This window comes from Streptomyces sp. NRRL F-5755 (assembly GCF_001279365.1).
Taxonomy (GTDB): Bacteria; Actinomycetota; Actinomycetes; order Streptomycetales; family Streptomycetaceae; genus Streptomyces; species Streptomyces rimosus.
In genome coordinates, this window is record NZ_LGCW01000306.1 from 22441 (window position 1) to 45156 (window position 22716).

Consider the following 22716-nt stretch of genomic DNA (forward strand, 5'->3'; position numbering starts at 1 on the left):
CCGGTCGGTGCTTCCGATCATCATCTGTTCGCCGGTTCCCCAGGGACCGTTGAATGCCACCGGAGGATGCATGCCCCGCCGTATCACCACCGCAATAGCCTCGTGCACGCTGAGTCTCGGGGCCCTTGCCTCGGGTGCGGGCGTCGCCACCGCGGCTCCGTCGGCCGCCGTCGCCGCGCCACCGCTCCGGCCGGCGATCGACGCGCACGCCGCGGCCGTGGACCGGTGCAGCTACCAGGTGGTCCGCTCCGACGACTCCCGCTACGCCTACTCCGTGCGAGGTGTCGTCGCCGGCAGCGCCCGCGAGCTGCCGGTCCAGAAGGAGGACTTCGTGAGGTTCTCCGACGGCTGGCACAAGGTCGTCCAGATCGACGCGTGTTCGGGCGGGCAGGGCCCGGCTCCCGACACGCTCAGCGTCGTCGGCAAGCTGCAGAACCCGGAATACTACGAGCCGTCCGTGCCACGCACGATCCGCAGCGACGCCGTCAAGCCCGGACCCTCCTCGGTGATCCCGAAGGCGCCGGCGCTCACGTCCGTCACCCGGCTCGACGCGGCCACCGTCCGCGTCACCTGGGAACCCGCGCAGGGCAACCCGGACCAGGTCCTCCTGATGGAGCGCAAGCCCTTCTACAGCAGCGAGATCGACCTGTGGCACCCCTACACGTTCCAGCGCAACGCCCCGGCCGGAGCCACCTCGATGGACCGCAAGCTGGAGCGCGACCCCGGCATTCCCCCGGCGAGCCGGTCGCACGCCTACTGGATGCGCGTGATCAAGGGCGGCTTCGTCAGCGACCTCCGGGCCGAGAAGCCGACCACCGTGGAGCCGTAGCCGCCGACCGGCGCAGGCCACGCCTCCGCGAGGAAGACGAGGGGCCGCCGCTCACCTTCCAAGGGGCGGCGGCCCCGTTGGTTCCCATGGCGTACGGTCTCGCCGAGTCGCAGGCCGGCTTTCCGAGCCGAAGCTGTCCTGGCCGTGCGCAGAGCGGCACGATGGTGGGCGCCGCGTGTCCGGTTCGCCGACCTCGGGAGCGAAGGATGCTGGAGAAGTTCAGGGCGCAGGCTCGGGCGCGGGGAGCGGAACGGCGAACGCACGCCGACTACACCGGTGGCGTCTACGGTTCGCTGCTCGCCGCCTCCGTCGTGGTCGGGGCCAGTACGCTCGGAGCCTTCCCGAGGCTGGAGCTGGCGTTGCTGCTGCTGGCCACCGGGGTCGTCTTCTGGCTGGCGCACGTCCATGCCCAGCTCTTCGGCGCCCGCATGGCGCAGCGCACCCTGAACAGAGCGACCGTGCTGCACGTATGCCGTGAGGAGTGGCCCATCGTGGAGGCCGCCGTGCCGTCCACGATCGCCGTGCTGGTCAGTCCCCTGCTGGGCCTCGACGTCCAGGGCGCATCCTGGCTCGCCCTCGCCGTCGCGCTGATCAGCCAGATGGGCTGGGCGACCGCTGCTGCGCGGCGCTCTGGCGCCGTCTGGCGCCAAGTGGCCCTCACCGACGCGGTCAACCTCGTGATCGGTCTGCTGATCGTTGCCCTCAAGTTCGCGCTGAAGCACTGATCCCGGGGGCACGATGCGGCGGCCACCTCGGCCGAAAGCCTCCCGTACCCGCCTCGCGCCCGCTCCCTACGCCCCCTGCACGATCTGGATCAGATTGCCGCAGGTGTCGTCCAGCACCGCGGTGGTGACGCCGCCCATCTCCAGCGGCTCCTGGGTGAATTCCGTCCCGAGCTCGCGCAGCCGGTCGTACTCCGCGCGGACGTCGTCCACGGCGAAGGAGGCGGCCGGGATGCCGTCCTGGACCAGGGCCGTCTTGTACGGCGGGACCGCGGGGTGGCCGGAGGGCTCCAGCAGGAGTTCGGTGCCGTCGGGGGCGTCCGGGGAGACCAGGGTGAGCCAGCGGGCCTCGCCCATCGGGATGTCGTGCTTCTTCCGGAAGCCCAGGACGTCGGTGTAGAAGCACAGCGCCTTCTCCTGGTCGTCGACGAAGACGCTGGTGATGTAGATCTTCATGGGGTGCTCTCCGGTGCTTCGGGTCTGAGCCATCGGGTCACGATGTGCTCCAGAGGCCGGGTGTTCAGGTCGTGGAACTTGTAGCGGCCCTGGCGGCGCGTGGCGACCAGGCCGGCGGATTCCAGGACGGCCAGGTGCTGGCTGATCGCCTGTCGGGACAGGCTCAGGCCGTGTTTGGTCACCAGCCGCGCGCATATTTCGAACAAGGTCTGGCCGTTCCGTTCGGCCAGCTCGTCGAGGATGCGCCGACGGGTGGGGTCGGCCAGCGCCTTGAAGACATCCTCTGCCATGACCTCCACCATAGGCAAGTCGCGACTTGCCTATCAAGGCGGGTTACGCCGCACGGAGGGCGTGTGCGGCCCGCCCGGCACGATTACAGTCGGCGCTGTCCCGCCCGACGCCCGCACTCCGGAGCCGCTGATGACCACACCCCGGGACCTGTCGATCATCGCCGTCGAGGCGGGAGCCGGCCGCGCCGTGGAGCCGGGCGATCTGTCGCTCGCGCTCGCCGGGGCCGAGGTGATCGATCTGCTGGAGGCCGGTGCCCTCACGCTGGGCGGCGACCGCATCGTGCCCGGCGGGCAGAGGCCGCCGGGCGATCCCCTGCTGTCCGAGGCCGCCGCCGCGCTGGTGCAGCAGGAGCCCTACGAGTCGGTCGAGGACTGGCTGTGGCGCCGGGGCCGCGGCTTGTCGGAGGTCTATCGGCGCGTGCTCGTGGCGGAAGGGCACATCGCCCGGCGACGTCGCCGGTGGATTCCCGTGCGGGGCGGCCGGGTGGAGCCGGTCGACTCACCGGCCCGCCGTCACGCCGCCGACCGCTGGGCCTCGGGTGAGCCGGTCCTCGCCGCCCTCGCGGCCACCGCCGGGGTCCGTGACCGGGCGGCCGAGGGCGACGAGGCGCCCGGCATCGCCGACGACGCCGTGCTGACCGTGCTCGCCGCCGTCAACGAGGCGGTGGTGGAGCTGGAATCCGTACGCCAGCGGCGGACCGTGGAGAAGGCGGCCTTCGACAACATCTGGCGGGGCGCGTGAGGCCCGGAGGGCAGGCGGTCAGGCCGACAGGCGGTGGGTGCGTTCGAGTGTGGTGATCAGGTCGTTGTAGAGGCGGGTCATGGCGGGGTACGTCAGGACGGGCTCGGGGTTCCAGGGGGCGGTCTGGCCGGCGCGGACGGCCGGGAGGCTCTGCCAGACGCGGTTGGTGGCGAGTTGGTCGCGCTGGAGGCTGCTGGTGCGGACGTCCATGAGGATCAGGTCGGCGGGGTAGCGGTCGGCGTCCTCCCAGGAGAGCTTCTGCGCGTAGGCGCTGGTGCCCGTGGGCGGCACGACGACATCGAGGCCGAGCCCCTTGAGGTCGGGGAGGCCGGGCCATGCCTCGCGGGCCACGCGTAAGCCGTCCGGGTCTGCGGAGACGAACAGGACGCGCAGGCGGGAGCGGGCCCTGATGGTGTTCTTCAGGCGGCGGCGGGCGTCCTCGAAGGCCGTACGGTCACGGTCGCGGACCTCGCCGCCGAGCGCGTGGGCGAGCTGGGCGAAGCGGTAAACGGCGCGCGGGATCTCGGTGTGGTACACCTCCAGGCCGACGACCGGGGCCAACCGCCGCACGAAACCGAGGGCGTTGGGCTCTATCTGGTGCGCACCGAACTGGAGGGTGTCGACGACGAGGTCGGGGGCGAGCCTGCCGAGGACTTCGAGGTTGACCTGCCCCCAGGTGCGGCCGAGCAGCGTGGTCCGGTCCAGGTCGACGCCGCCCAGGATGGCGGTGTTGACGCCGCCCCCGCTGGTCTGGATTCCCCCGTACACGCCGACGGCCCGGATGCCGTACTCCCACAGGGCCGCCGCGGCGGTCGCGTACGCCACGACCGTACGGGGCCGCCGGGGCGCGCCGACGGACGTACGGGTGTCGTCGGTGAAGGCCCACCGCCGGGGCCCTTCGGGGCGGGCCGCGGCCGGCCGGGCGCAGCCCGCGCTCACCAGGCCCGCTCCCACGGCCGCCGCACCGGCCAGGAGCCGCCGCCGGCTCCACGGCGCACCGTCGGTGTGCAGCATGGCTGATCCTCTCTCGTCGGTTCGCACCACTTTCCCTCGGAGATCATGGACGGCCTTGCGAAGTTAGGCCAGCCTTTCCATAGTCCTGCTGTGGCACATGTACCGGAACAGATCACTCAGCCGCCGTCCCCGCCGGGGCAGGCGAATCCCGCTGCCCCGCCCAGACGTTGGCCGCACCGGCGGTTACGACTGGCCGCCGGGCTCGTGGTGGCGCTCGTCGTCCTGGCGGCGCTGGCCACGGCCGGCGTGATGATGGGCAGCAAACCGCTGTCCGCGCAGACGGTCGGGGACGCCCTGTTCCGTTTCGACCCGTCCGACACCGAGCACCTGGTGATCCGCTCGTTACGGCTGCCGCGTACCGCCGTCGGGCTGCTGGCGGGGGCGGCGCTCGGGCTGGCGGGCGCGGTGATGCAGGGCATCGCCCGCAACGCGCTGGCCGATCCCGGTGTGCTGGGCGTCAATTCGGGTGCGGCGCTCTTCGTGGTGGCCGGGATCAACTTCTTCGGGGTCACCTCGCTGTCCGGCTATGTGTGGTTCGGGCTGGCGGGCGCGGCCGTCTCCGCCGCGGTGGTGTACGCGGTGGGCTCGATGGGCGCGAGCGGGGCGACCCCGCTGAAGCTCGTCCTGGCCGGGACGGCGACGACCGCGGTCCTCACGTCGGCGACCCAGGCCGTACTGCTCCTGAACGTCAGCGCGTTCGACCAGTTCCGGTTCTGGCAGGTCGGGTCGCTGGCCGGGCGGGACGAGGCGGTGGCGTGGCAGGGGGCGCCGTTCGTGGCGGCCGGCGCGGTGCTGGCGCTGGCGCTGGGCCGGTCGCTCAACCTGCTGGCGCTGGGCGACGACACGGCCCGGGCGCTCGGGCAGCGTGTGGTGCGCGTACGCCTGGCCGCGGCGCTCGCGGTGGTGCTGCTGAGCGGCACGGCGACCGCGATGGCCGGGCCGATCGGGTTCGTGGGGCTGGCGGTGCCGCATGTGGCCCGCATGCTGACCGGCGCCGATCACCGCTGGCTGCTGCCCTATTCGATGGTGCTGGCGCCGGTGCTGGTGCTGCTGGCGGACCTTGTGGGGCGGCTGGTGATCCGGCCGACCGAGGTGCAGGTGGGCATCGTGACGGCGGCGATCGGCGCGCCGGTCCTCATCGCCATGGTGCGCAGCCGGAAGGGGGCGGCGCTGTGACGGCCGTGACCGTGCGGACCAGGAGCGTCCGCGGCGTCGTACGGCGGCGGCGCGCCCGGCCCGTGGTGGTCGTGCTGGCCCTGGCGGTGCTGCTGACCGCCGTCGCCCTGCTGGTGGTCGGCGACTTCGTCGTACCGCTGCCCGAGGTGATCGGTGCGATCACCGGCCGGGCGGACTGGAAGAGCCGGTTGTTCGTCCTCGACATCCGGCTCCCCCGCGTGCTGACCGGCCTGTTGGCCGGCCTGGGGTTCGGCATGTCGGGCGCGATCTTCCAGAGTCTGGTACGCAATCCGCTGGCCAGTCCGGACGTCATCGGCATCACCTCGGGTGCGAGCGCGGCGGCGGCGACCTGCATCGTGGCGCTGGGGCTCGGCGGTATGGCGGTCTCCGCCGGTGCGCTGGCCGGGGCGCTGGTCACCGCCGTGGCGATCTATCTGCTGTCGTGGCGCGGCGGGCTGTCCGGCCAGCGGCTGGTGCTCGTCGGGATCGGCGCGACGGCCCTGTTGTCCAGTCTGGTCTCGTACTTGATGACCAGCGCGGCGGTGTGGGACGCGCAGCAGGTGCTGATCTGGCTGACCGGCAGTCTCAGCGGCCGCACCTGGACGCACGCCACGACGCTGGCCTGCTGTCTGGTGCCGCTGGTCCTGGCGGCTGCCGCGCTGGCCCGTCCCCTGAACGTGCTGTGTCTCGGTGACGATCTGGCCCGGGGCCTGGGCCTCTGGGTCGAGCGGAGCCGGCTCGCGCTGCTGCTGACCGGGGTGGCGCTGGCGGCGACGGCCACCGCGGCGGCGGGCCCGGTGGCGTTCGTGGCGCTGGTCTCCGCGCCGGTCGCCCGCCGCCTGGTCCGCGACGGCGGGCCGGCCCTGGCGGCGTCGGCGCTGGTGGGGGCGCTGGTGACGCTGGTGTCCGACTTCGTCGCGGAACACGCCTTCACGCCGGTGGAGTTGCCGGTGGGCGTGGTCACGGGCGTGGTGGGCGGGCCGTACCTGCTGGTGCTGCTGGTGACGGCCAACCGGGCGGGTACGTCCGCGAGTCGCCGAGGAAGTCGACTTCTGAGGTGAGCGCCACGCCGGTGTGCCGCAGGACGGAGCGGTGCACGGTGCCGACGGCCTGCCCGAAGCTGGCCGCGCTCGCGCCCGACCGCGCGACCAGCGTGTAGTGCCGGGAGGAGACGCGGACGCCGTCGGCGACGGCCGCCCGCAGCCCGAAGCCGGCCCGGCGGATCAGCCAGCTGGCGCTGACCCGGGTCGAGCCGTCGGGGAAGGAGTTCAGCGGGGCACCGGCCGCGCGCAGCCGCGCCTGCTGCGCGCCGGTGACCTCGGGGCTCAGGAAAACGCTGCCGACCGTACGGTGGTCGATGCCGGAGTCCTCCAGCACCATGCCCTTGCCGCGGCGCACGGTCAGCACGGCCCGCGCGGCGTCCCGGAGCGGCACCCGGCTGCCCACCGGGACGTCCAGGACACCGGCGACGCTGCGGTACGTGATGGGCGCGCTCAGCCGGGACGGCCGCAGCGCGAGGACCAGGGTGAGCAGTGTCCAGCGGGTGGTTCCCTTGAACTTGCTGGTGCGGTGGCCCAGCGCGCATTCGGCGGCGGACAGGGTCACCGCGCGGCCCAGCTTCCAGTCCCACGCCCGTACCCGCACGAGGCAGTCGCCGATCTCCTGGCCATACGCGCCCACGTTCTGCACCGGGGTGGCGCCGACCGTGCCGGGGATGCCGCTGAGCATCTCCAGCCCGGACAGGCCCTCTTCGACGGTCGTCTCGACCAGGTCCCGCAGCGGGTGGCCGACCTGCGCCTCGACCAGGACCCGCCCGTCGGGCGCGGTCCCGCGCACCTCGACGCCGCGGGTCGCCAGACGCAGTACGGGGCGGCTGCTCCCCGCGTCGCTGACGAGGACGTTGCTGCCGTGCCCGAGGCAGAAGGGCGCGGTGCCGTACCGGTTCGCCCAGGCGACGACGGCGGGGAAGTCGGCGAGGTCCCTCAGTTCGGCGAGGGCGGCGGCCGGGCCTCCCAGGTGCAGCGTGGTCATCGGCGCCAGCGGTACTCCGTACGCGATGTGCAAAGTGTCCCTCCTCCAGACGCAACTGCCCGGTCCCGGTCCGGCCGGGCGGCACGGAGGTCCGGTGGGCGGGACGCGCTGCCGCGCCACCGGCCGCGCCGCGCCGCGGCGGGGACCGTACGGCACCGGCTCCCGCCGCGGCCCGCGCTCAGCCGCAGGAGGCCAGCCGGCGCGCCTCGTCGAGCACCTCCGCCGTGTCCTGGGCGACCTGCCGGGCCACCATCGCGTCGCAGCGCGCGAAGCGGCTGCGCAGCCGGGTCAGCCGGACGCGGGCGCGGTGCGAGGTGACCCGCTCCCAGAGCCCCAGCGCCTCCCAGGTCGCGGCCGCGGCGCCGTCCACGTCACCGTGCGCCAGCCGGGCCTCGGCCAGTGAGGTCCAGTGCAGCAGCCGGTTCAGCGGCTGGCTCTCGCCGAACAGCTCCAGCCCGCGCACCAGATGGCGTTCCGCCCATGCGGACCTGCCGACATCCAACCAGGACCGGCCCGCGTCGGCGACCAGTACGGCGGGGGTCACCCAGGACGCCCACGGCGCGGTACGGCACTCGCCGTCGGCCTCGATCAGCTCCTGGGCCTCGTCCAGGGCGCGGCGGCAGCCCACCGCGTCCCCGAGCGCGGCGTACGCCCTGGCCAGCCGGCTCGCCAGCAGCGCCTGTCCCGGCCCGGGGGCCTCGTCCTGGGTGCCCTTGCGGGCGATCTGGATCAGCCGCAGCGCCTCCCGGCCCTGGCCGCTCCAGGTGAACCGGTAGCTCAGACAGGAGATGACGTACGCGGCCAGCGCGCGGTCCCCGGCGATACGGGCGGAGCGCAGCGCGGCCAGGAGGTGGCGCTCGCTCTGGCCCGCCATGTCGAGGTCGGCGGCCATCCAGCCGACGACCTGGGCGAGTTCGGCGGCGGTGCGGTGCAGCCGCAGCCCGGTCGCGCGGCCGTAGCTGCACTCGGCGATGAGCTTGCGGGTCCACCGCAGCTCCTGCACCGCCCAATCCATGACCAGCTCTCCGGCGCGCTCGTCGCCGAGGCGGCGCAGCTGGGCGCTGCGGTCCTCCAGCACCGACAGGATGTGGGGGTCGACCTCCTCGCCGCGCAGCCGGCAGGTCATGGGCGGGTCGTTGCCCACCAGCCAGTCCACGGCGGTGGCGACCATGTCCTGCGCGGGCAGCGGGGCCGGCGCGGTGCCCGCGGAACGCTGCCGCGGAAGCGTTGCCTTTTCGGCCACCGGAGCCGGAAATCTGTCCGGCCAGAGATCACGGACCGTGACCGGCTCCCCGAGCTTTTCGGACAGAATTCTCGCCACGATTTCGGGAAGTTGGCGCCGTGGCAGGGAGCCTTTGAGCCAATTGTAGGGAGCCTTGTCGCTGATCGTGCCCCCGCCGCACACCCGGTTGATCTCGCGGGCGAGCCGGTCCGGGGACCAGGACAGTCTTTTCAGGCAGGCGGACAGCGTTACGGAGTCGCTCACGGCAGCCTCGCCCCGCCGCCTAATACGCGCATGCCCGGGAGAAACTGCCCGCTCTGCTCGTACCGGTCGGACATACCGCTGTGCACAAAACCCCTCCAGCGCTCGCGAACGAAGCACTGGGCAGCCTAACCGGAGGCCGACAGGCGCAGATCACCACCAGCAGAAAATTATCGCAAAGTCGCTTTGCGTTATGCGCACGGCAATCCCGGCGCCAACCGAAAGTGTGCTATAGGGCCAGGGCTTCGTCTCCTTCCGTGCGGGGCGCGGCCGCGGGCGCCTGCCCCGGACGCGGCGCGAGCAGCCGCCGGTACAGCAGGATCCCGGCGCCCAGGACGGCGGCGGCGAACACGAAGGGCGCGCCGAAGGACCCGGTGACCTCCGCCAGCCAGCCGGTGAACACCACACCCGTCGTGGTGGCGGCGGCGTTGGCGAAGTTCATCAGCCCGCCGGCCGTGCCCACCGCGCCGGGCGGCGCGAGCAGGCCGGGCAGGCTCCAGGCCGCCGGGGCCGCGACCGCGAGCCCGCCGAGGGAGAGCGCCATCCAGCCCATGGCGGCCGGGCCGCTGGACGCCGTGCCCGCGAAGCCGACGGTCGCGCCCACCGCGAGGCCGCAGGTCAGCACGGTCCTGCGGACCTTCATCGGGTCGCGTCCGCCCCGTACGAGACGGTCGGCCAGCCAGCCGCCGAGGGCGAGTTCGACGACGGTGGCCACGATCCAGGGGACCGCCGAGTACAGGCCGGAGCCCAGGGTGCGGGTGCCGAACTGCCGCTGGAAGAACTCCGGCATCCAGGTCAGGACGACGTTGATGGCGTAGCCGTAGCAGGCGAAGCCGAGCGCCATCGTCCACAGGCGGCCGGAGCGCAGCACCGGGCGCAGGACGGAGCCGCGCGGCCGGTCGGTGACGCGCGCGCCGCCGGCCGCCAGGTGCGCGCGCTCGGCGGCGCCCAGCCGGGGGTGTTCGGCCGGGTCCCGGTAGCGCCACCACCACACGGCGGCGAACAGCAGGCTGAGCACGCCGGTGAACTGGAATCCGGCGCGCCAGCCCCAGGTGCTGACCACGAGGGCGAGCACCGGCAGCCCGATGACGTTGGCCAGTTTCGTGGCCCCGTCGAAGAGGGCGGTGGCGCGGCCGCGTTCGGCGGTGGGGAACCAGGTGGCGGTGGCCTTCGCGGCGCTGAGCATGAAGGGCCCCTCGGCGATACCCAGCAGCAGCCGCGAAACGATGATCAGGCCGAGGCCCCCGGCAACCGCGAGCAGCAGACTGGCCACACCCCACAGCGTCACCGCGACGCGGTTGAGCCACTTGACGCCGATCCGGTCCACCAGCGCGCCGGCCGGCAGCTGGACCAGCCCGTAGGACCAGCTGAACGCCGCGAGGACGACGCCCAGCCGGCTCAGGCTCCACCCGAACTCGTCGGCCAGCTGCGGCGCCGCGACGGACAGCACCGTACGGTCCGCGAAGTTGACCAGCAGGCCGCCCGCCAGGAGGGCGCCGATGCCCCACCGGGCGCGTCCGAGGGAAGACACCGGGCCCCTCTCACCTGCCGCCGGTGGCGCACAGGACGATGTTGGCGCGGAACAGCCGGCGGGGTTCCTCCTGCCGGATCTGCCGCACGCCGACCAAACCGTGGTAGGCGCCGCCGGTGCCGACCGCGTGCAGGCTCTGCCACTGGCCGGACCACACGGCGGTGGAGTCCATCCAGCCGGACGTGACGACCGTGCCGTCCGGGAACTCGATCTCCTCGCGGTAGTAGGACAGCACATGGCCGTCCCGGGGGTGTTCGAACACCTTCCAGCCGCCGCCGGTGATGGTGCCCACGGTGGTCCCGTGGGCGTCGGTGAGGCGGTCCACGTGGGTGTTCCGGTCGCCGACCGTGGGTCCCGCCGCGGTGGCAACGTGGAAGGTGATGTCCGCGTGCTCGGCGAGCCCGGTCCGTACGACGCACCCCGTGCCGCTCTTGGTCTGCCCGACGTCCGGCAGCGGGCCGTCGAGGGCGGTCAGGCACTGCGGGCACATCGCGGGAATGCCGGGGACCGGCAGCGGACTGGGGGTGGAGGTCATATCTCCCTCGTTTCACGGGTCGGTCGGGCAGGTATTTCCGCCGGGGCGGCCGGTATTCAGCCGGCGCCCGAGGCACCGAGAAATATAAGAGCGCCGCGCCTCCGAATTCACTAGAACCGCCCGGCACCGGTGGTCCGGCGAGTACGGGAGCTCCGCCGGCCGGGACGAACAGCGTTCCGGACGCCGGGAAGGCACATTCTCGGCACCACTCGGGAAAGGGACCGGCGAACCCGTCGCAAATGCTGTGCCGGACCCTTTCCCCTGTCAACCGTTCGATGTCGGGCGAGAATACGCGAAGCGGAAATGTGGTCAGTGGTTCACACCGTGCCCCCGACCTCCTGGGGTGTACGCCCCCGGATTCCGAGGAGCCACATCGCGGCGAGTCCGGCGGCCAGGGTGATGACGCCCGCGAGGAGGAATACGGCGTCCAGTCCGTCGGCGTACGCCGTGGCCGGGGCCGGGCCGCTGTCCGGCACGTACTGGTGGAAGACGGTGCCCAGGAGCGCGATGCCCAGGGCGAGGCCGAGCTGGCGTGCGCTGTTGGCGGCCGCGGCGGCGACGCCGCTGTGCGCGGCGGGCGCGGCAGACATGGCGACGGCCGGCAGGACCGGCGAGACCAGTCCCGCGCCCACGCCGGTGATCACCAGTCCGGGGAGCAGCGCCGGCCAGGACGAGCCGGGCCCCACCGTCAGCAGCGCGAGGTTGCCCACGCCGACGACCACGGAGCCGCCGCCGAGGGTCCAGCGGGCGGGAATGCGGTGCAGGGCGCTGCCGACCAGGGCGGAGGTGGCGAAGAAGGCCGCCGGCTGGACGGTGATGACCAGGGAGGTGGCGAAGGAGCTGAGTCCCACGCCGTTCTGGAGCCAGAGGGAGAGCACCGGCAGGAAGCCGAACGCGGCCAAATAGTAGCCGCAGGCGGCGAGGAGCATGCCGTCGAAGGCGGGCTTGCGGAACAGTTCCAGCGGGAGCATCGGGTGGGTGGCGGCCCGCTCGACCAGGACGAAGACGACGAGCAGGACGGCGCCGACGGCGAAGCCGAGCAGGGTGGTGGTGTCCGTCCAGCCCGCCTCGCCGCCGCGGATGAAGCCGAAGGTGATGCCGATCGCGGCCAGGGTGAAGGTCGCGATGCCCGGCCAGTCGATGCGGGTCGGCCGGCTGGCGTCGTTGACCAGGACCTTCAGCGACAGGGCGATGGTGGCGGCGCAGACCGGCACGGCGCCGTAGAAGATCCACTGCCAGGACAGGAACTGGGTGAGCATGCCGCCCGCGACGTTCCCGATGCCGGCCGCGGCGCCCGCGACCGCGCCCCAGACGGCGAACGCCTTGGCCCGGTCGCGGCCGGTGTAGGTCAGGCCGATCAGCGGCAGCAGCGTGGCGAACATCGCGGCGCCCGCGACGCCCTGGACCGCGCGGGCGGCGATCAGCACCCCGACGTCCGGGGCGAGGCCGCAGGCGAGGGTGGCGGCGGTGAAGACGGTCAGACCGAGGACGTAAAGGCGCTTGCGCCCCAGGTTGTCGCCGAGGGAGCCCATGCCGAGCAGCAGTCCGGCGAGGGCGAGGGTGTAGACGTCGACGATCCACTGGAGCGATCCGAAGCCCGCGTGCAGGTCTCGCGCCATCTGCGGCAGCGCCACCGTCACGATCGTCGCGTAGACGAGGAGCATGAAGGTGCCCAGGCACGTGGCGACCAGGGGGAGCCACTTGCCGGGGGCGGGGCGGGGGGTTGCGGGGGTCTGTGCGGGCGCGGGTGCCGGGGGTGCTTCTCCGACGGCAACGGGGCGCCCGTCGGCCAGTGGTGAATCCATGGGATCACTCTGCTGTAATGGTCTTATGCAGCTGAACCCTTACGGGGAGGACCCCGTCCGCTTCGTGACCGACCTCACCAACTCCCCGCCCGCCAGCGCCTCGGAGCTGGCCGAACGCTGCGAGGCGGCGGGCATGGTGCTCGACCGGCCCGCCACGGACGACGACCTCGCCGAGGTGCTGGACTACCTCGCCCGCTGGGCGGAGGTCGTCGACGCCCCCACGGACGAGCGGCGCGCCGCCCTGCTCAACACGCTGCTCGCCGACGCGTCCACCCACCCCCGGCTGACCGACCACGCCGACGGCGGCTGGCACATCCACTACCGCGAGGACGACCTCGGGGCCGCGGGCATCCTGCGGGCGGTGGCCAGCGTCGGCACCGCGCTGCACCTGACCGGCCTGGGCATGCACCGGCTGGGCCGCTGCGCGCTGGCCGAATGCCCCAACGCCTACGCGGACTTCACCCGCGCCGGGCGCCAGCGGTACTGCTCGCACGCCTGCGCCAACCGCGACGCGGTGCGCCGCCACCGCGCCAAGCGCGCGGCCTGAGAAAGCCCCGGCGGGCGGCGGCACCGACATCGCCGCCGCCCGCCGGGGCCCGTCCGGGGTTCCTCAGTTCCCCCGCCCGTCCAGCACGGCCGCCAGCCGGGCCGGCGTGGCGTGCGTGAGCACATCGCGTACGGACACCTGCGTCCGCAGCACCTCGGCCAGGCGATTGGCGATGCGGGTGGCGAGCAGCGAGTGTCCGCCGAGTTCGAAGAAGTCGTCCTGTACGCCGACGGGTTCGTACTCCAGGAACTCCTCCCACACCGCGACGACTTGCTTCTCCGTTTCGCTGTCCGGGGCAGCGTACGCCGTCCGCAGCCCGCCGGGCCGGGCCGTCCGCGCCTGCGCCCGCTCGGGGTGCCACACCTCCGAAGTGCCCGCCGTCCGCTGTCCGCCGCGCGGCTCGATCCAGTACCGCTCGCGGGCGAACGGATATCCCGGCAGCGCGACCCGCCGCCGCGGAACCCGGTGCAGCGCGCGCCAGTCCACCTCCGCTCCCGCGAGCCACAGGTCGCCGACGCCGGAGAGCAGGGTGACCCGCTCGCTCTCCGCCTCCGTGGGCCGCGGCATCGTACGCACGACGGTCAGCCCCTTCCGCGCGCCGAGCGCCGCTCTGGCCAGCGAGGACAGCGTGGCGCCCGGCCCGACCTCGACCAGGGCGCAGCGGCCGGCGGGCAAGGCGGTGCGCAGCGCGTCGGCGAACCGTACGGGGCGGCGGATGTGTTCGCCCCAGTAGGCGGGGTCGGTGGCCTGCTCCGCGGTGATGGCCGCGCCCGTGACGCCGGAGGCGAACGGCAGCCGTGGCGCCGCCGGGCGCGCGGTCCGTACGGCGTCGGTGAACGGCGCGACGGCCGGTTCCATCATCGGGGAGTGGAAGGCGTGCGAGGTGTGCAGCGGCCGGGCGGAGACGCCCTCGGCGGCGAGGCGCCCTGCCAGTTCGTCGACGAGCGGTTCGGGGCCCGAAGCCACGCACAGTTCGGGCGCGTTGACGGCCGCGATGTCCACACCGTCCACGAGCAGTTCGCGCACCCGCTCCTCCGTGGCCTGTACCGACAGCATCGCCCCGGCCGGGCGTGCGGCCATCAGTCGGCCGCGCAGCGCCACCAGCCGCAGCGCCTCCTCGACGGTGAACACGCCCGCGAGGCAGGCGGCGACGTACTCCCCGAGGCTGTGGCCGACCATGCCGTCCGGCGCGATGCCCCAGGAGCCCAGCAGCCGGGCGAGCGCGTACTCGACGGTGAACAGCGCGGGCTGCGCCACCTCGGTCGCTGTCAGCCGCTCCGCCGGAGCATCCCGGCACAGCAGCAATTCCCTTACGTCAAAGCCCATTTCGTCGCGCAGCGCATCGGCGCAGTGGTCGAGGTGTTCGGCGAAGACCGGCTCCGCGGCGTGCAGTTCGCTGCCCATGCCCGGGTACTGGGCCCCCTGTCCGGGGAACAGGAACACCGTCTTGAGCCGTCCGGTGCCGCTCTCCCCCGTGTGCTCCGCGTATGTCCCGTTCCCCGTACGGAGGAGGGTGCGGCGGTGGCGCATCGGTGACCGGCCGGTCTGCAGGGTGTAGGCCGTGTCCGCGAGGTCCGGTGCGCCGGGCTCCGCGAGCCGGGCGGTCAGCCGCCGCGTCGCGGTGTCCAGGGCCTCGGGGCTCTTCGCCGAGAGTACGAGCAGCTGCGGTCCATCGGCCGCGCCTCCGCCGTCGGCAGCCTTCGTGGGCCGCGGCGCCTCCTCCAGGATCACGTGCGCGTTGGTCCCGCCGATCCCGAAGGCGCTGACCCCGATACGGCGCGGGAACTCCGCCGCATTCCAGGCGCGCAGCGCCGCATCGACCCGGAACGGCGTCGCCGCGAAGTCGATCCGCGGATTGGGCTCGGCGAAATGCACCGTGGGCGCGAGTTGCCGGTGGCGCAGCTGGAGGACCGCCTTGATGAATCCGGCGATGCCCGCCGCCGACTCCAGGTGCCCGACGTTGCCCTTGACCGACCCGACGGAGCAGAAGCCGCTGTCGTCGGTGGTGTCCCGGAACGCCCGGGTGAGCGCCTTGATCTCGATCGGGTCGCCGATCGGGGTGGCCGTGCCGTGCGCCTCGACGGCCGTGACGCTGCGCGCGGGCACGCCCGCGACCCGCAGCGCCTCGCGGACCACCCGCTCCTGTCCGGCGACCCCGGGCGCGGTGAAGCCGACCTTGTCCGTACCGTCGTTGTTGACGGCGGACCCCTTGACGACGGCCAGCACGCGGTCGCCGTCGGCCAGCGCGTCGGCCAGCCGCTTGAGGACGACGACGCCCACGCCGTTGCCGAAGACGGTGCCGGCGCCGCGCGCGTCGAACGGGCGGCAGTGGCCGTCCGGGGAGTGCACCATGCCGCGCTCGGCGAGGTGGCCCGCGCGCTGCGGCACCCGGACGCAGACCCCGCCGGCGAGCACCACGTCGCACTCGTCCACGAGCAGCGCCTTGATGCCCTCGTGCACGGCGACCAGCGAGGTCGAGCATGCGGTCTGCACGCTGACCGCGGGCCCGGTGAAGCCGAGGCGGTGCGCGGTGCGGGTGGCGAGGTAGTCCTTGTCGTTGTGGATCTGCTGCTCGAACACGTCCGCGTCGAGCACGATGCGCCGGTCGCCGAGCAGGTTCGACATCCAGTACGCGGGCATGTTGGCCCCGGCGAAGATGCCGCCGCGGCGGACCGACGCCGGGTCCAGGGCGGCGTCCTCCAGGGCGTGCCAGGAGCACTCCAGGAAGAGCCGCTGCTGCGGGTCGAGCAGGGCTGCCTCGCGCGCGCTGAAGCCGAAGAACCGGGCGTCGAACAGGTCATGGCCGTCAAGGAGCGAGGCGACACGTACGTAATCGTCCCTTTCGAACAGCTCCCGCTCGATGCCCTCGGCCAGCAGGTCGTCCTCACTCAGCGCGGTGATCGACTCCACGCCGTCGCGCAGATTCGCCCAGAACGCGTCGAGGTCCGGGGCACCGGGGAAGCGCCCCGCCATCCCGATGACCGCGACGTCCCGGGAGGCGGGCGTCATCGGGCGGCCCCGGGCGCGGGCCGTGCGGGCACCGGGGTCAGCGCGTGCCGGGCGATGTCGTACGACGTGCCGCCGTCCAGGGCGAGTTCGGCGCAGATGCGGCCGAAGAGCGGGACGAGTTTGAACGCCCAGCCGGCGACGGAGACGACCACGTTCTCACCGCCGTCGACCAGGCCCGCGGCGGTGCCCAGGTAGAACTGCCGCGACGGGTCGCCGGGCAGCACGGCGAGGCAGGTGGAGGTGCCGGTGGGCTCCGGGTCGACCCACGGCATGTGCGCGCGCACCCAGTCGGTGACCCGCTCGACGTGCCGCGGGTCCGGCACACCGGTGGCCCGGCTCGCGTGCTCCAGGGCATTGACCTCGAAGTCCGGGCCGAGGCGCACCTCGTCGGAGGTGGACCAGGGGTTGGGCGGGAAGCCGTAGAAGAGGTTGGTGTCCTCCTCGGTGGGCTTCTGGAAGGCGAACCAGAACGGCCGTTGCACGGAGGCGTCCCGCTGCCGCAGGGTGACCAGCGCCATCTCGTACGCGTGCAGGTCCAGCGCGCCGCCGCCCCAGGGGGTGATGAGGTCGTTGGCCTGGGAGCCGTTGGCGAGGACGACCTTGGCGGCCCGGTAGGCGGCCCGGTCGGTGCGGACCGTCACCCCGTCGCGGTCCGGCGTGGTCTCCAGTACGGCCTCGTTGCCGCGCAGCACCGCGCCGTGCTCCTGGGAGAGCTGGAACAGCGCGGCGAGGGTGCCCCGTACGTCGATGGCGCCGCCGTTGCGCTGGAGGAACCCTTCGAAGTGGCCGGGCAGCCCGGTGAAGCCGTAGCGCTTCTCGATGTCCCGGGCGGTCAGCCATTCGTACGCGACGGACAGCTCGTCCATGGCCCGCGCGGTGTCCGCGATGTGCCCCTCGTTGGTCTCCACCTCGACGTCGCCGAACCACAGGCTGCCCAGCTCGTGGATCAGTTTGCGGCCGGTCAGCCGCTCCAGCTCCGCCCACATCGGGCGGGTCCGGAGGGTCAGCGCGAAGATGTCCTTCTGGGTGTACTGCACCCGCCAGTGGCGTTCGGCGCCGCTCGATCCGGAGCGCTCGTTCAGGAAGCCGTACTGGTCCAGTACGAGGACCCGGTGCCCGCCGCGCCGGGCCGCGTGCCAGGCGGTGGACAGGCCGATCGGCCCGCCGCCGACGACGATCAGGTCATAGGTCTCGATGCCGCTCATGGACACTGCTCCTTAGGTGTACTGCCCGGTGGCATGCGGAAGCGCTCCGGCGAGCGCGGAGATCACGGCCTGCCGGCCGTCCCGGAGGTAGAAGTGACCGCCGGGGAAGCACAGCTGCTCGAAGGGTCCGGTGGTGAAGTCGCGCCAGCGGGCGACGTCCTCCGGGGAGACCGCCGGGTCGTCGCGCCCGCACAGGGCGGTCAGCGCGGCGGTGACGGGCTCGCCGTCGAAGGGCTCGTAGCCGTCCAGCATCCGGTAGTCGGCGCGCGTCAACGCGGCGACGAACGCCTTGAGTTCGGGGCTGCGGCGGATGTCGGAGACGGCACCGCCGAGCCGTTCCACCACCTCCAGGACCCCGTCGTCGTCCCGTTCGTGGACGTCCTGGGGCGGCAGCTCGCCGGGCGCGTACTGGCCGGAGACGACCAGCCGCTCCGGTCCCGGCAGGCCCAGCCGCTCCCAGTGGCGGGCCACTTCGTAGGCGATCAGGGCGCCCATGCTGTGCCCGAAGAAGGTGACCGGGGCGCCGTCGAGTTCGGCCGTCAACGGGGCGGAGATGCCCTCCACGACCTCCTCCACGGTCTCGGCGAAGGGCTCCTGGAGCCGGTCCTCGCGGCCGGGGTACTGGATCACCAGCAGCTCCGTGGCCGGCGGCAGCGTGTCCCGCCACGGCCGGAAGAAGGAGGCGCCGCCGCCCGCGTGCGGGAAGCAGACCAGGTGGTGGGCGGCGGGCTCGGCGCCGGGGAGGCGTTTGACCCAGGCGGAGCGGGCCGTGTCGCTCATCGCGTGCGTGCTCCTTGCGGTGGTGGGGTGGGGTACGGACGGCGGGCGGTCCGGGTCACGTCCCGGCGGCGAGCCGGGCGGCGATGTCCTTGCGCAGCGCGGCCTTGTCGATCTTCCCGATGCCGGTCAGCGGCAGCACGGCCACGATCTCCAGCCGTTCGGGGAACTTGTAGCGGGCCAGCCCCCGGTCCTCCAGGAACCGCCGTACCGCGCGCAGGTCCAGCTCCTCCCCCGCTTCCGCCGCACCGGCGGCGGGCACCGCGTAGAGGCAGACCGCCTCGCCGTACAGCGGGTGCGGCATGGCGACACCGGCCACGTCGGCGATGGCCGGGTGCTGCCGGGCGACCTGTTCCAGCTCCTCGGCGGAGATCTTCTCGCCGCCGCGGTTGATGACGTCCCGCACCCGGCCCTCGACCAGGACGTTGCCCCGCGCGTCGAGGCGGACCAGGTCGCCGGTGCGGTAGAAGCCGTCCGCGGTGAAGGAGGAGGCCGTGGCGTCGGCGTTCCCGTAGTAGCCGGCGACGGTGTACGGGCCGCGGGTCAGCAGCTCCCCCATCTCCCCGGCCGCCACCTCGGCGCCGTCCGCATCCACGACCCGGACCTCGTCCAGGGGCGAGGCGGGGGCGCCCTGCGTGCCGTCGGCCGTCGCCACCGGGTCGTCCAGGCGGGTGTAGCAGAGCAGGCCCTCGCTCATGCCGTAGCACTGCTGGACCGTGGCGCCCAGCACCTCGCGCAGCCCGGCGGCCAGGTCGGCGGACGGCCGCGCGCCGCCCACCTGGATCACCTCCAGGCTCGACAGGTCGTACGTCCGCTCGCGGGCCGCGGCGATCCACTGGAGGGCCAGCGTCGGCACCAGGGTGCTGTGGGTGACCCGCTCGCGTTCGATCAGCTCCAGGGCGTGCCGGGCGCTGGCGGGCGTGGTCAGGACGGCCGTACCGCCCGCCGACAGGGTGCCGAGCAGGCCAGGGCAGTTCATGACGAAGCCGTGTTCTGCGGGCATCACCACGAGGTTGACGGTGCGCTCGGTGACCCCGGCGAGCACGGTCGCCGTACGGATCATGTAGCCGTAGCCCTCGTGGGTGCGGGCGATGGCCTTGGGGAGCCCGGTCGTGCCGCTGGAGAGCAGGAAGACGGCGGCGTCGTGGGGCGCGGCGCCGGGTGCTTCGGCCGGGGGCGGCACCGGGCCGCTCGCGCCGGGTTCCGGGCGGCACAGCTCGGTGAGATCCACCAGCATGCCGTCGGCATCGCCCGGGTCCGCGCCGCGTACCAGCAGGTGGCACAGGCCCGGGTGCCGGGCGGCGAGGTCGCGGGCGGTGGCGAGCGCGTCGGACCTGCGGGTGCCGCGTTCGACGGCCAGGGCCACCGGGCGGGTGACGGAGACGATGTGGTCGAGTTCGTGGGCGCGGAACGCCGGGAGGGTGAGGACCGGCGGGGCGCCGATCTCCAGCAGGGCGAGCACCAGCACGACGTACTCGGTGCTGTTGGACAACTGCACGCCCACCCGGTCGCCGGGGCCGATGCCGAGCCCGCGCAGCCGTCCGGCCGCGGCCCGTACGGCGTGGCCGAGTTCCCCGTACGTCGTTCTGCGCTCGCCGTCGACCACGGCGCAGCGGTCCGGGGCGCTGCGGCAGCGCTCGGCGATCCGGGCGCCGACCAGTTCGTCGGTCCACACGCCCGCGGCCCGGTAGCGGGCGGCGCGTTCGGGGTCGATGGCGGGGACCATCGGGTCGAGCGGGGTGCGGGCGGCGGAGGCCGTGAGGCCGGTCACGGTCATGACGGGCTCCCCGCGGGGGCGATGCGCTCGGCCAGCTGGCCGAGCGTGTAGTCCTCCTGGTCCCACAGGTCGACCTCCACGCCGAACCGCTTCTTCAGTTCGAGCTGGAGGTCCGTCGTCTCGACGGAGTCCAGCCCCAGTTCGGCACGCAGCCTGACGTCCGGGCCCGCCTCGTCGAGCAGGGCCGCGTCCAGCCCTATGTCCGACAGGGCCCGCAGGACCTCGTTCATGGACACAACCGACTCCTTCGCTGCTTCCGATTTCCTTGGGGCGGACCGCCGGGCAGGTGCCCCCCCCCGGACCGGCGCCCCGGTTCCACGCCGTACGCCGCTCCCGCGCCGTACCGCCCCGTCACTCCGCCTGTTCGCGGCGGGCCAGGCTCTCGGCGAACTCCGCCCACAGCCGCCCGCAGGCGCGGGCCGTCTCCGCCAGGGCCGGGAGACAGTGCGGCGGGACCTCCGCGGCCAGCCGGTCGCCGTCGGCGAGCATGGCTTCCTGCGCGATCAGCAGCCGCAGCAGGGCCCGGCCGGTGTTCGTGGACCGCAGCGCGACGTCCTGCCGCAGGAACGGCAGCCGCTCCAGGGGGACTTCGCGCGGGGTGCCGCGCCGGTGGACAGTGCCGGGCTCCGCCGCGCCGTCCGCGGTGCGGCTGTGCACCTCGATCCGCCGGGCGGCAGCCGCGGCCTCGCTCTGCTGTACGGGCAGCAGGTCCCGGCCGTTGCGCAGGCGCCGGCTGACGTCCTGCGCGGTGCCCAGGGAGATCCCGGCCCGCTGCGCGACCTCCCGCAAGGACGCCGTGGGGTCCTCGCGGAGGATCCGCCCGGCGCGCAGCCGCCCCTCGGCCGTACTGGCCGGGCGCACCCGGCCGTCCCGTCCGAGCCGCGCGGTGTTCAACTGCGGAGCGTCCGCGCTCGAACGCCGGCGCAGCCCGGCGATGGTCTTCGCGGACAGCCCGGCGACCTCGGCCAGCGACCGGTCCGAGCAGTACGGGAAGTCCCGCAGGATGCGCCGGGCCGCCGCCTTGCGGTCCGCCGTGGTCAGCGGCAGCCCGTGCGCGGCGTTGGTCCGTACGGCGTGCACGAACCCCTCCCGCTCCGTACCGCGGAAGAGTTCCGCGCTGATCTCGGACCCGCCGCGCAGGATCGCCGCCTGGACCCGGTGGGCGCCGTCGAGCACCCGCATCGTGGCACGGTGCACGAAGATCGGTGGCAGCCCGGCCGGGTCCGCCTCGGCGAGCGCCCGTACGTGCGCCATGTCGCAGCCCGCGAGCCGGGGCGAGCCCGACAGGTCCAGCGCGCTGATGCGTACGGTCACCGGCTCGCGCCGGGCCGGGGGCGGCGCCGGCAGGTGGGTGCGCACGTCGTCGCCCACCGGCCCGGCGGCGGTCCCGGGTGGCGGCCCGGCCGGCAGTGCCTCTTCCCAGGGCATCGGTCGTCCCTCTTCCCCCTCGCGCTCCCCGCCGCTACCGGCCGAGATCCGCCGCGGCCGACGCCAGCGGGACCGCGGCGCCGCCGTTCAGCTCGGCCAGCGACTCGTCCAGCGCGTCGACGAGGTAGTCCACCTGGGAGGGCGTCAGCCGGGGGTGGCACGGCAGGTTGAGATGCTGGTCGAACCACAGGCGTTCGGCGACCGGGCACTCGCCGCGCAGGTGGCCGCGGTGGCGCCACTCGGGCAGCAGGTGCTGCGGGAAGTAGCGCAGCTGGATCTCGACTCCCCTGCGGTCGAGACCCAGCACGAGCTGGTCCCGCAGTTCCTGGCGGTCGGCGAAGCAGGTGTAGAGGTGGTACGCGTGCTCGCTGTGCGCGGGCGCCGACTGGGGCCGTACGAACGGGTAGCGGGAGATCACCTCGTCCAGCCGGGCGGCGATCGCGCGCCGGGCGGCGCCGGTGGCCGCCAGCCGGCCGAGCTGGACCTGTCCGACGGCCGCGGCGGCCTCCGACATCGTGGCGTTCGTTCCGGGCCGGCGCAGCCGCCGTACCGAGTCGCTGTAGACGGGCGTGGCGTACTTCATCCACGGCAGGACGATCGGCTCGACCGTGTCGCTCAGGTCGGACCGGACGATCTCGGCGTCGATGTCGTTGGAGCGCAGCCGGTCCAGCCGTACGGCCCAGTCGTCCCGGTCGCAGGTGACCATGCCGCCCTCGCCGAGGGTGGTGATGTTCTTGGCGTTCTGGAAGCTGAACGTGGCGATGTCGGCGAGGGACCCGGGCGCCCGGCCCCGGTAGCGGGCCCCCAGCGCGTGGGCGCAGTCCTCCAGGACGAGGAAGCCGTGCCGCCGCGCCAGCGCCATGATCGCGTCCATCTCGGCCGGGCAGCCGCCGTAGTGCACCAGCAGCAGGGCCTTGGTGCGCGGGGTGATCAGCGCCTCGACGGCGGACGCGTCGATGTTCAGGGTGTCCGGGTCGATGTCGCAGAACCGGACCCGTACGTCGTAGTCGAGCAGCGGCTGCACGGTCGCCTGGTAGGTCTGCGGGGTGGCGATCACCTCGTCGCCGGGCTCCAGGTCGAGCATGCGGATCGCCAGTTCCAGGGCGACCGTTCCGCTGGTGACGGAGATCGCGTGCTTGCTGCCGACCGCCCCGGCGAAGGAGCGCTCGAAGCGTTCCCGCCGGCCGCCCATCGACAGCGGCGTGTCCTCGTGGATGAGTTCCCTCAGTACGGCCACCTCGGCCTCGGCCAAGATGCTGCCCCGCTTGCCCCAGGGCACGACATAGCTCCGGTCCATCAGATCCCCCAGCTCGTCTCGTGCACGGCGGTCGGTTGCCGCATTCCATGACAGTCGAGGGC

General features: G+C 73.4%; 21 protein-coding genes. 6 read left to right on the forward strand and 15 right to left on the reverse strand.

Going from position 1 to position 22716, the window contains the following annotated elements:
- Window positions 1–70 precede the first annotated feature (70 nt).
- Both ADK86_RS35025 and ADK86_RS35030 read left to right on the forward strand, forming a co-directional pair.
- Window positions 71–829: a hypothetical protein gene (locus ADK86_RS35025; RefSeq protein WP_053700233.1), complete on the forward strand. Its 759-nt coding sequence runs from the start codon at window positions 71–73 to the stop codon at window positions 827–829.
- A gap of 206 nt (window positions 830–1035) precedes the next feature.
- Complete coding sequence (locus ADK86_RS35030; RefSeq protein ID WP_053700234.1) at window positions 1036–1554, forward strand: hypothetical protein; 519 nt, start codon at window positions 1036–1038, stop codon at window positions 1552–1554.
- Between the two features lie 66 nt (window positions 1555–1620).
- On the opposite strand, the gene ADK86_RS35035 is transcribed toward ADK86_RS35030, so the two are convergent.
- Together ADK86_RS35035 and ADK86_RS35040 are read right to left on the reverse strand one after the other, a co-directional pair.
- Window positions 1621–2007: a VOC family protein gene (locus tag ADK86_RS35035; RefSeq protein ID WP_053700235.1), complete on the reverse strand. Its 387-nt coding sequence runs from the start codon at window positions 2005–2007 to the stop codon at window positions 1621–1623.
- Window positions 2004–2297, reverse strand: a complete 294-nt coding sequence (locus ADK86_RS35040) for an ArsR/SmtB family transcription factor (protein WP_030643509.1) — start codon at window positions 2295–2297, stop codon at window positions 2004–2006. The genes ADK86_RS35035 and ADK86_RS35040 overlap by 4 nt, the downstream gene beginning before the upstream one ends.
- A gap of 130 nt (window positions 2298–2427) precedes the next feature.
- On the opposite strand from ADK86_RS35040, the gene ADK86_RS35045 reads away from it, so the two are divergent.
- Window positions 2428–3039 carry a GOLPH3/VPS74 family protein gene (locus tag ADK86_RS35045; RefSeq protein WP_053700236.1) on the forward strand — a complete coding sequence of 204 codons (612 nt, stop codon included), beginning with the start codon at window positions 2428–2430 and terminating at the stop codon, window positions 3037–3039.
- 18 nt (window positions 3040–3057) lie between these two features.
- Here the strand turns inward: ADK86_RS35045 and ADK86_RS35050 are convergent, their stop codons facing one another.
- Window positions 3058–4053 (reverse strand): ABC transporter substrate-binding protein, encoded by a 996-nt coding sequence (locus tag ADK86_RS35050; protein WP_053700237.1) that lies wholly within the window; start codon window positions 4051–4053, stop codon window positions 3058–3060.
- Between the two features lie 204 nt (window positions 4054–4257).
- Between ADK86_RS35050 and ADK86_RS35055 the strand changes: the two genes are divergently transcribed.
- A complete protein-coding gene (locus ADK86_RS35055) occupies window positions 4258–5229 on the forward strand; it encodes an iron chelate uptake ABC transporter family permease subunit (RefSeq protein WP_078952463.1) in 972 nt (323 codons plus the stop codon).
- A gap of 5 nt (window positions 5230–5234) precedes the next feature.
- Window positions 5235–6290 (forward strand): FecCD family ABC transporter permease, encoded by a 1056-nt coding sequence (locus tag ADK86_RS35060; RefSeq protein WP_420718903.1) that lies wholly within the window; start codon window positions 5235–5237, stop codon window positions 6288–6290.
- Here ADK86_RS35060 and ADK86_RS35065 read toward each other — a convergent pair.
- The 5 genes from ADK86_RS35065 to ADK86_RS35085 form a co-directional block, all read right to left on the reverse strand.
- On the reverse strand, window positions 6190–7293 hold the full coding sequence (locus ADK86_RS35065) for a UDP-N-acetylmuramate dehydrogenase (RefSeq protein WP_053700238.1): 1104 nt from the start codon (window positions 7291–7293) through the stop codon (window positions 6190–6192). The genes ADK86_RS35060 and ADK86_RS35065 overlap by 101 nt on opposite strands.
- 145 nt (window positions 7294–7438) lie before the next feature.
- On the reverse strand, window positions 7439–8746 hold the full coding sequence (locus ADK86_RS35070; RefSeq protein WP_053700239.1) for a hypothetical protein: 1308 nt from the start codon (window positions 8744–8746) through the stop codon (window positions 7439–7441).
- Window positions 8747–8972: 226 nt separating this feature from the next.
- Entirely contained in the window at window positions 8973–10274 is a 1302-nt protein-coding gene (locus ADK86_RS35075; protein WP_053700240.1) for an MFS transporter, read from the reverse strand.
- Between the two features lie 10 nt (window positions 10275–10284).
- Entirely contained in the window at window positions 10285–10809 is a 525-nt protein-coding gene (locus ADK86_RS35080; protein WP_053700241.1) for an allene oxide cyclase barrel-like domain-containing protein, read from the reverse strand.
- A gap of 317 nt (window positions 10810–11126) precedes the next feature.
- Window positions 11127–12614 (reverse strand): MFS transporter, encoded by a 1488-nt coding sequence (locus tag ADK86_RS35085; RefSeq protein ID WP_234346240.1) that lies wholly within the window; start codon window positions 12612–12614, stop codon window positions 11127–11129.
- A gap of 25 nt (window positions 12615–12639) precedes the next feature.
- Here ADK86_RS35085 and ADK86_RS35090 point away from each other — a divergent pair, with 25 nt between their 5' ends.
- On the forward strand, window positions 12640–13161 hold the full coding sequence (locus ADK86_RS35090; protein ID WP_053700243.1) for a CGNR zinc finger domain-containing protein: 522 nt from the start codon (window positions 12640–12642) through the stop codon (window positions 13159–13161).
- A 63-nt stretch (window positions 13162–13224) separates the two neighbouring features.
- Here ADK86_RS35090 and ADK86_RS35095 read toward each other — a convergent pair whose 3' ends face one another.
- The 7 genes from ADK86_RS35095 to ADK86_RS35125 all read right to left on the reverse strand — a co-directional run bounded on the left by ADK86_RS35095 (window position 13225) and on the right by ADK86_RS35125 (window position 22654).
- Window positions 13225–16170, reverse strand: coding sequence for a type I polyketide synthase (locus ADK86_RS35095; protein WP_053700244.1), 2946 nt, complete (start codon window positions 16168–16170; stop codon window positions 13225–13227).
- Window positions 16167–17375 carry an NAD(P)/FAD-dependent oxidoreductase gene (locus ADK86_RS35100; protein ID WP_053700245.1) on the reverse strand — a complete coding sequence of 403 codons (1209 nt, stop codon included), beginning with the start codon at window positions 17373–17375 and terminating at the stop codon, window positions 16167–16169. The genes ADK86_RS35095 and ADK86_RS35100 overlap by 4 nt, the downstream gene beginning before the upstream one ends.
- Window positions 17376–17387: 12 nt before the next feature.
- Complete coding sequence (locus ADK86_RS35105) at window positions 17388–18155, reverse strand: thioesterase II family protein (protein ID WP_053700246.1); 768 nt, start codon at window positions 18153–18155, stop codon at window positions 17388–17390.
- Between the two features lie 55 nt (window positions 18156–18210).
- Window positions 18211–19929 (reverse strand): (2,3-dihydroxybenzoyl)adenylate synthase, encoded by a 1719-nt coding sequence (locus ADK86_RS35110; RefSeq protein WP_053700247.1) that lies wholly within the window; start codon window positions 19927–19929, stop codon window positions 18211–18213.
- A complete protein-coding gene (locus ADK86_RS35115) occupies window positions 19926–20159 on the reverse strand; it encodes an acyl carrier protein (protein WP_078882127.1) in 234 nt (77 codons plus the stop codon). Before ADK86_RS35115 ends, ADK86_RS35110 begins: the two co-directional genes overlap by 4 nt.
- Window positions 20160–20280: 121 nt before the next feature.
- Window positions 20281–21357 carry a hypothetical protein gene (locus ADK86_RS35120; protein WP_053700248.1) on the reverse strand — a complete coding sequence of 359 codons (1077 nt, stop codon included), beginning with the start codon at window positions 21355–21357 and terminating at the stop codon, window positions 20281–20283.
- 34 nt (window positions 21358–21391) lie between these two features.
- Window positions 21392–22654 (reverse strand): DegT/DnrJ/EryC1/StrS family aminotransferase, encoded by a 1263-nt coding sequence (locus ADK86_RS35125; protein WP_053700249.1) that lies wholly within the window; start codon window positions 22652–22654, stop codon window positions 21392–21394.
- Window positions 22655–22716: the final 62 nt, after the last annotated feature.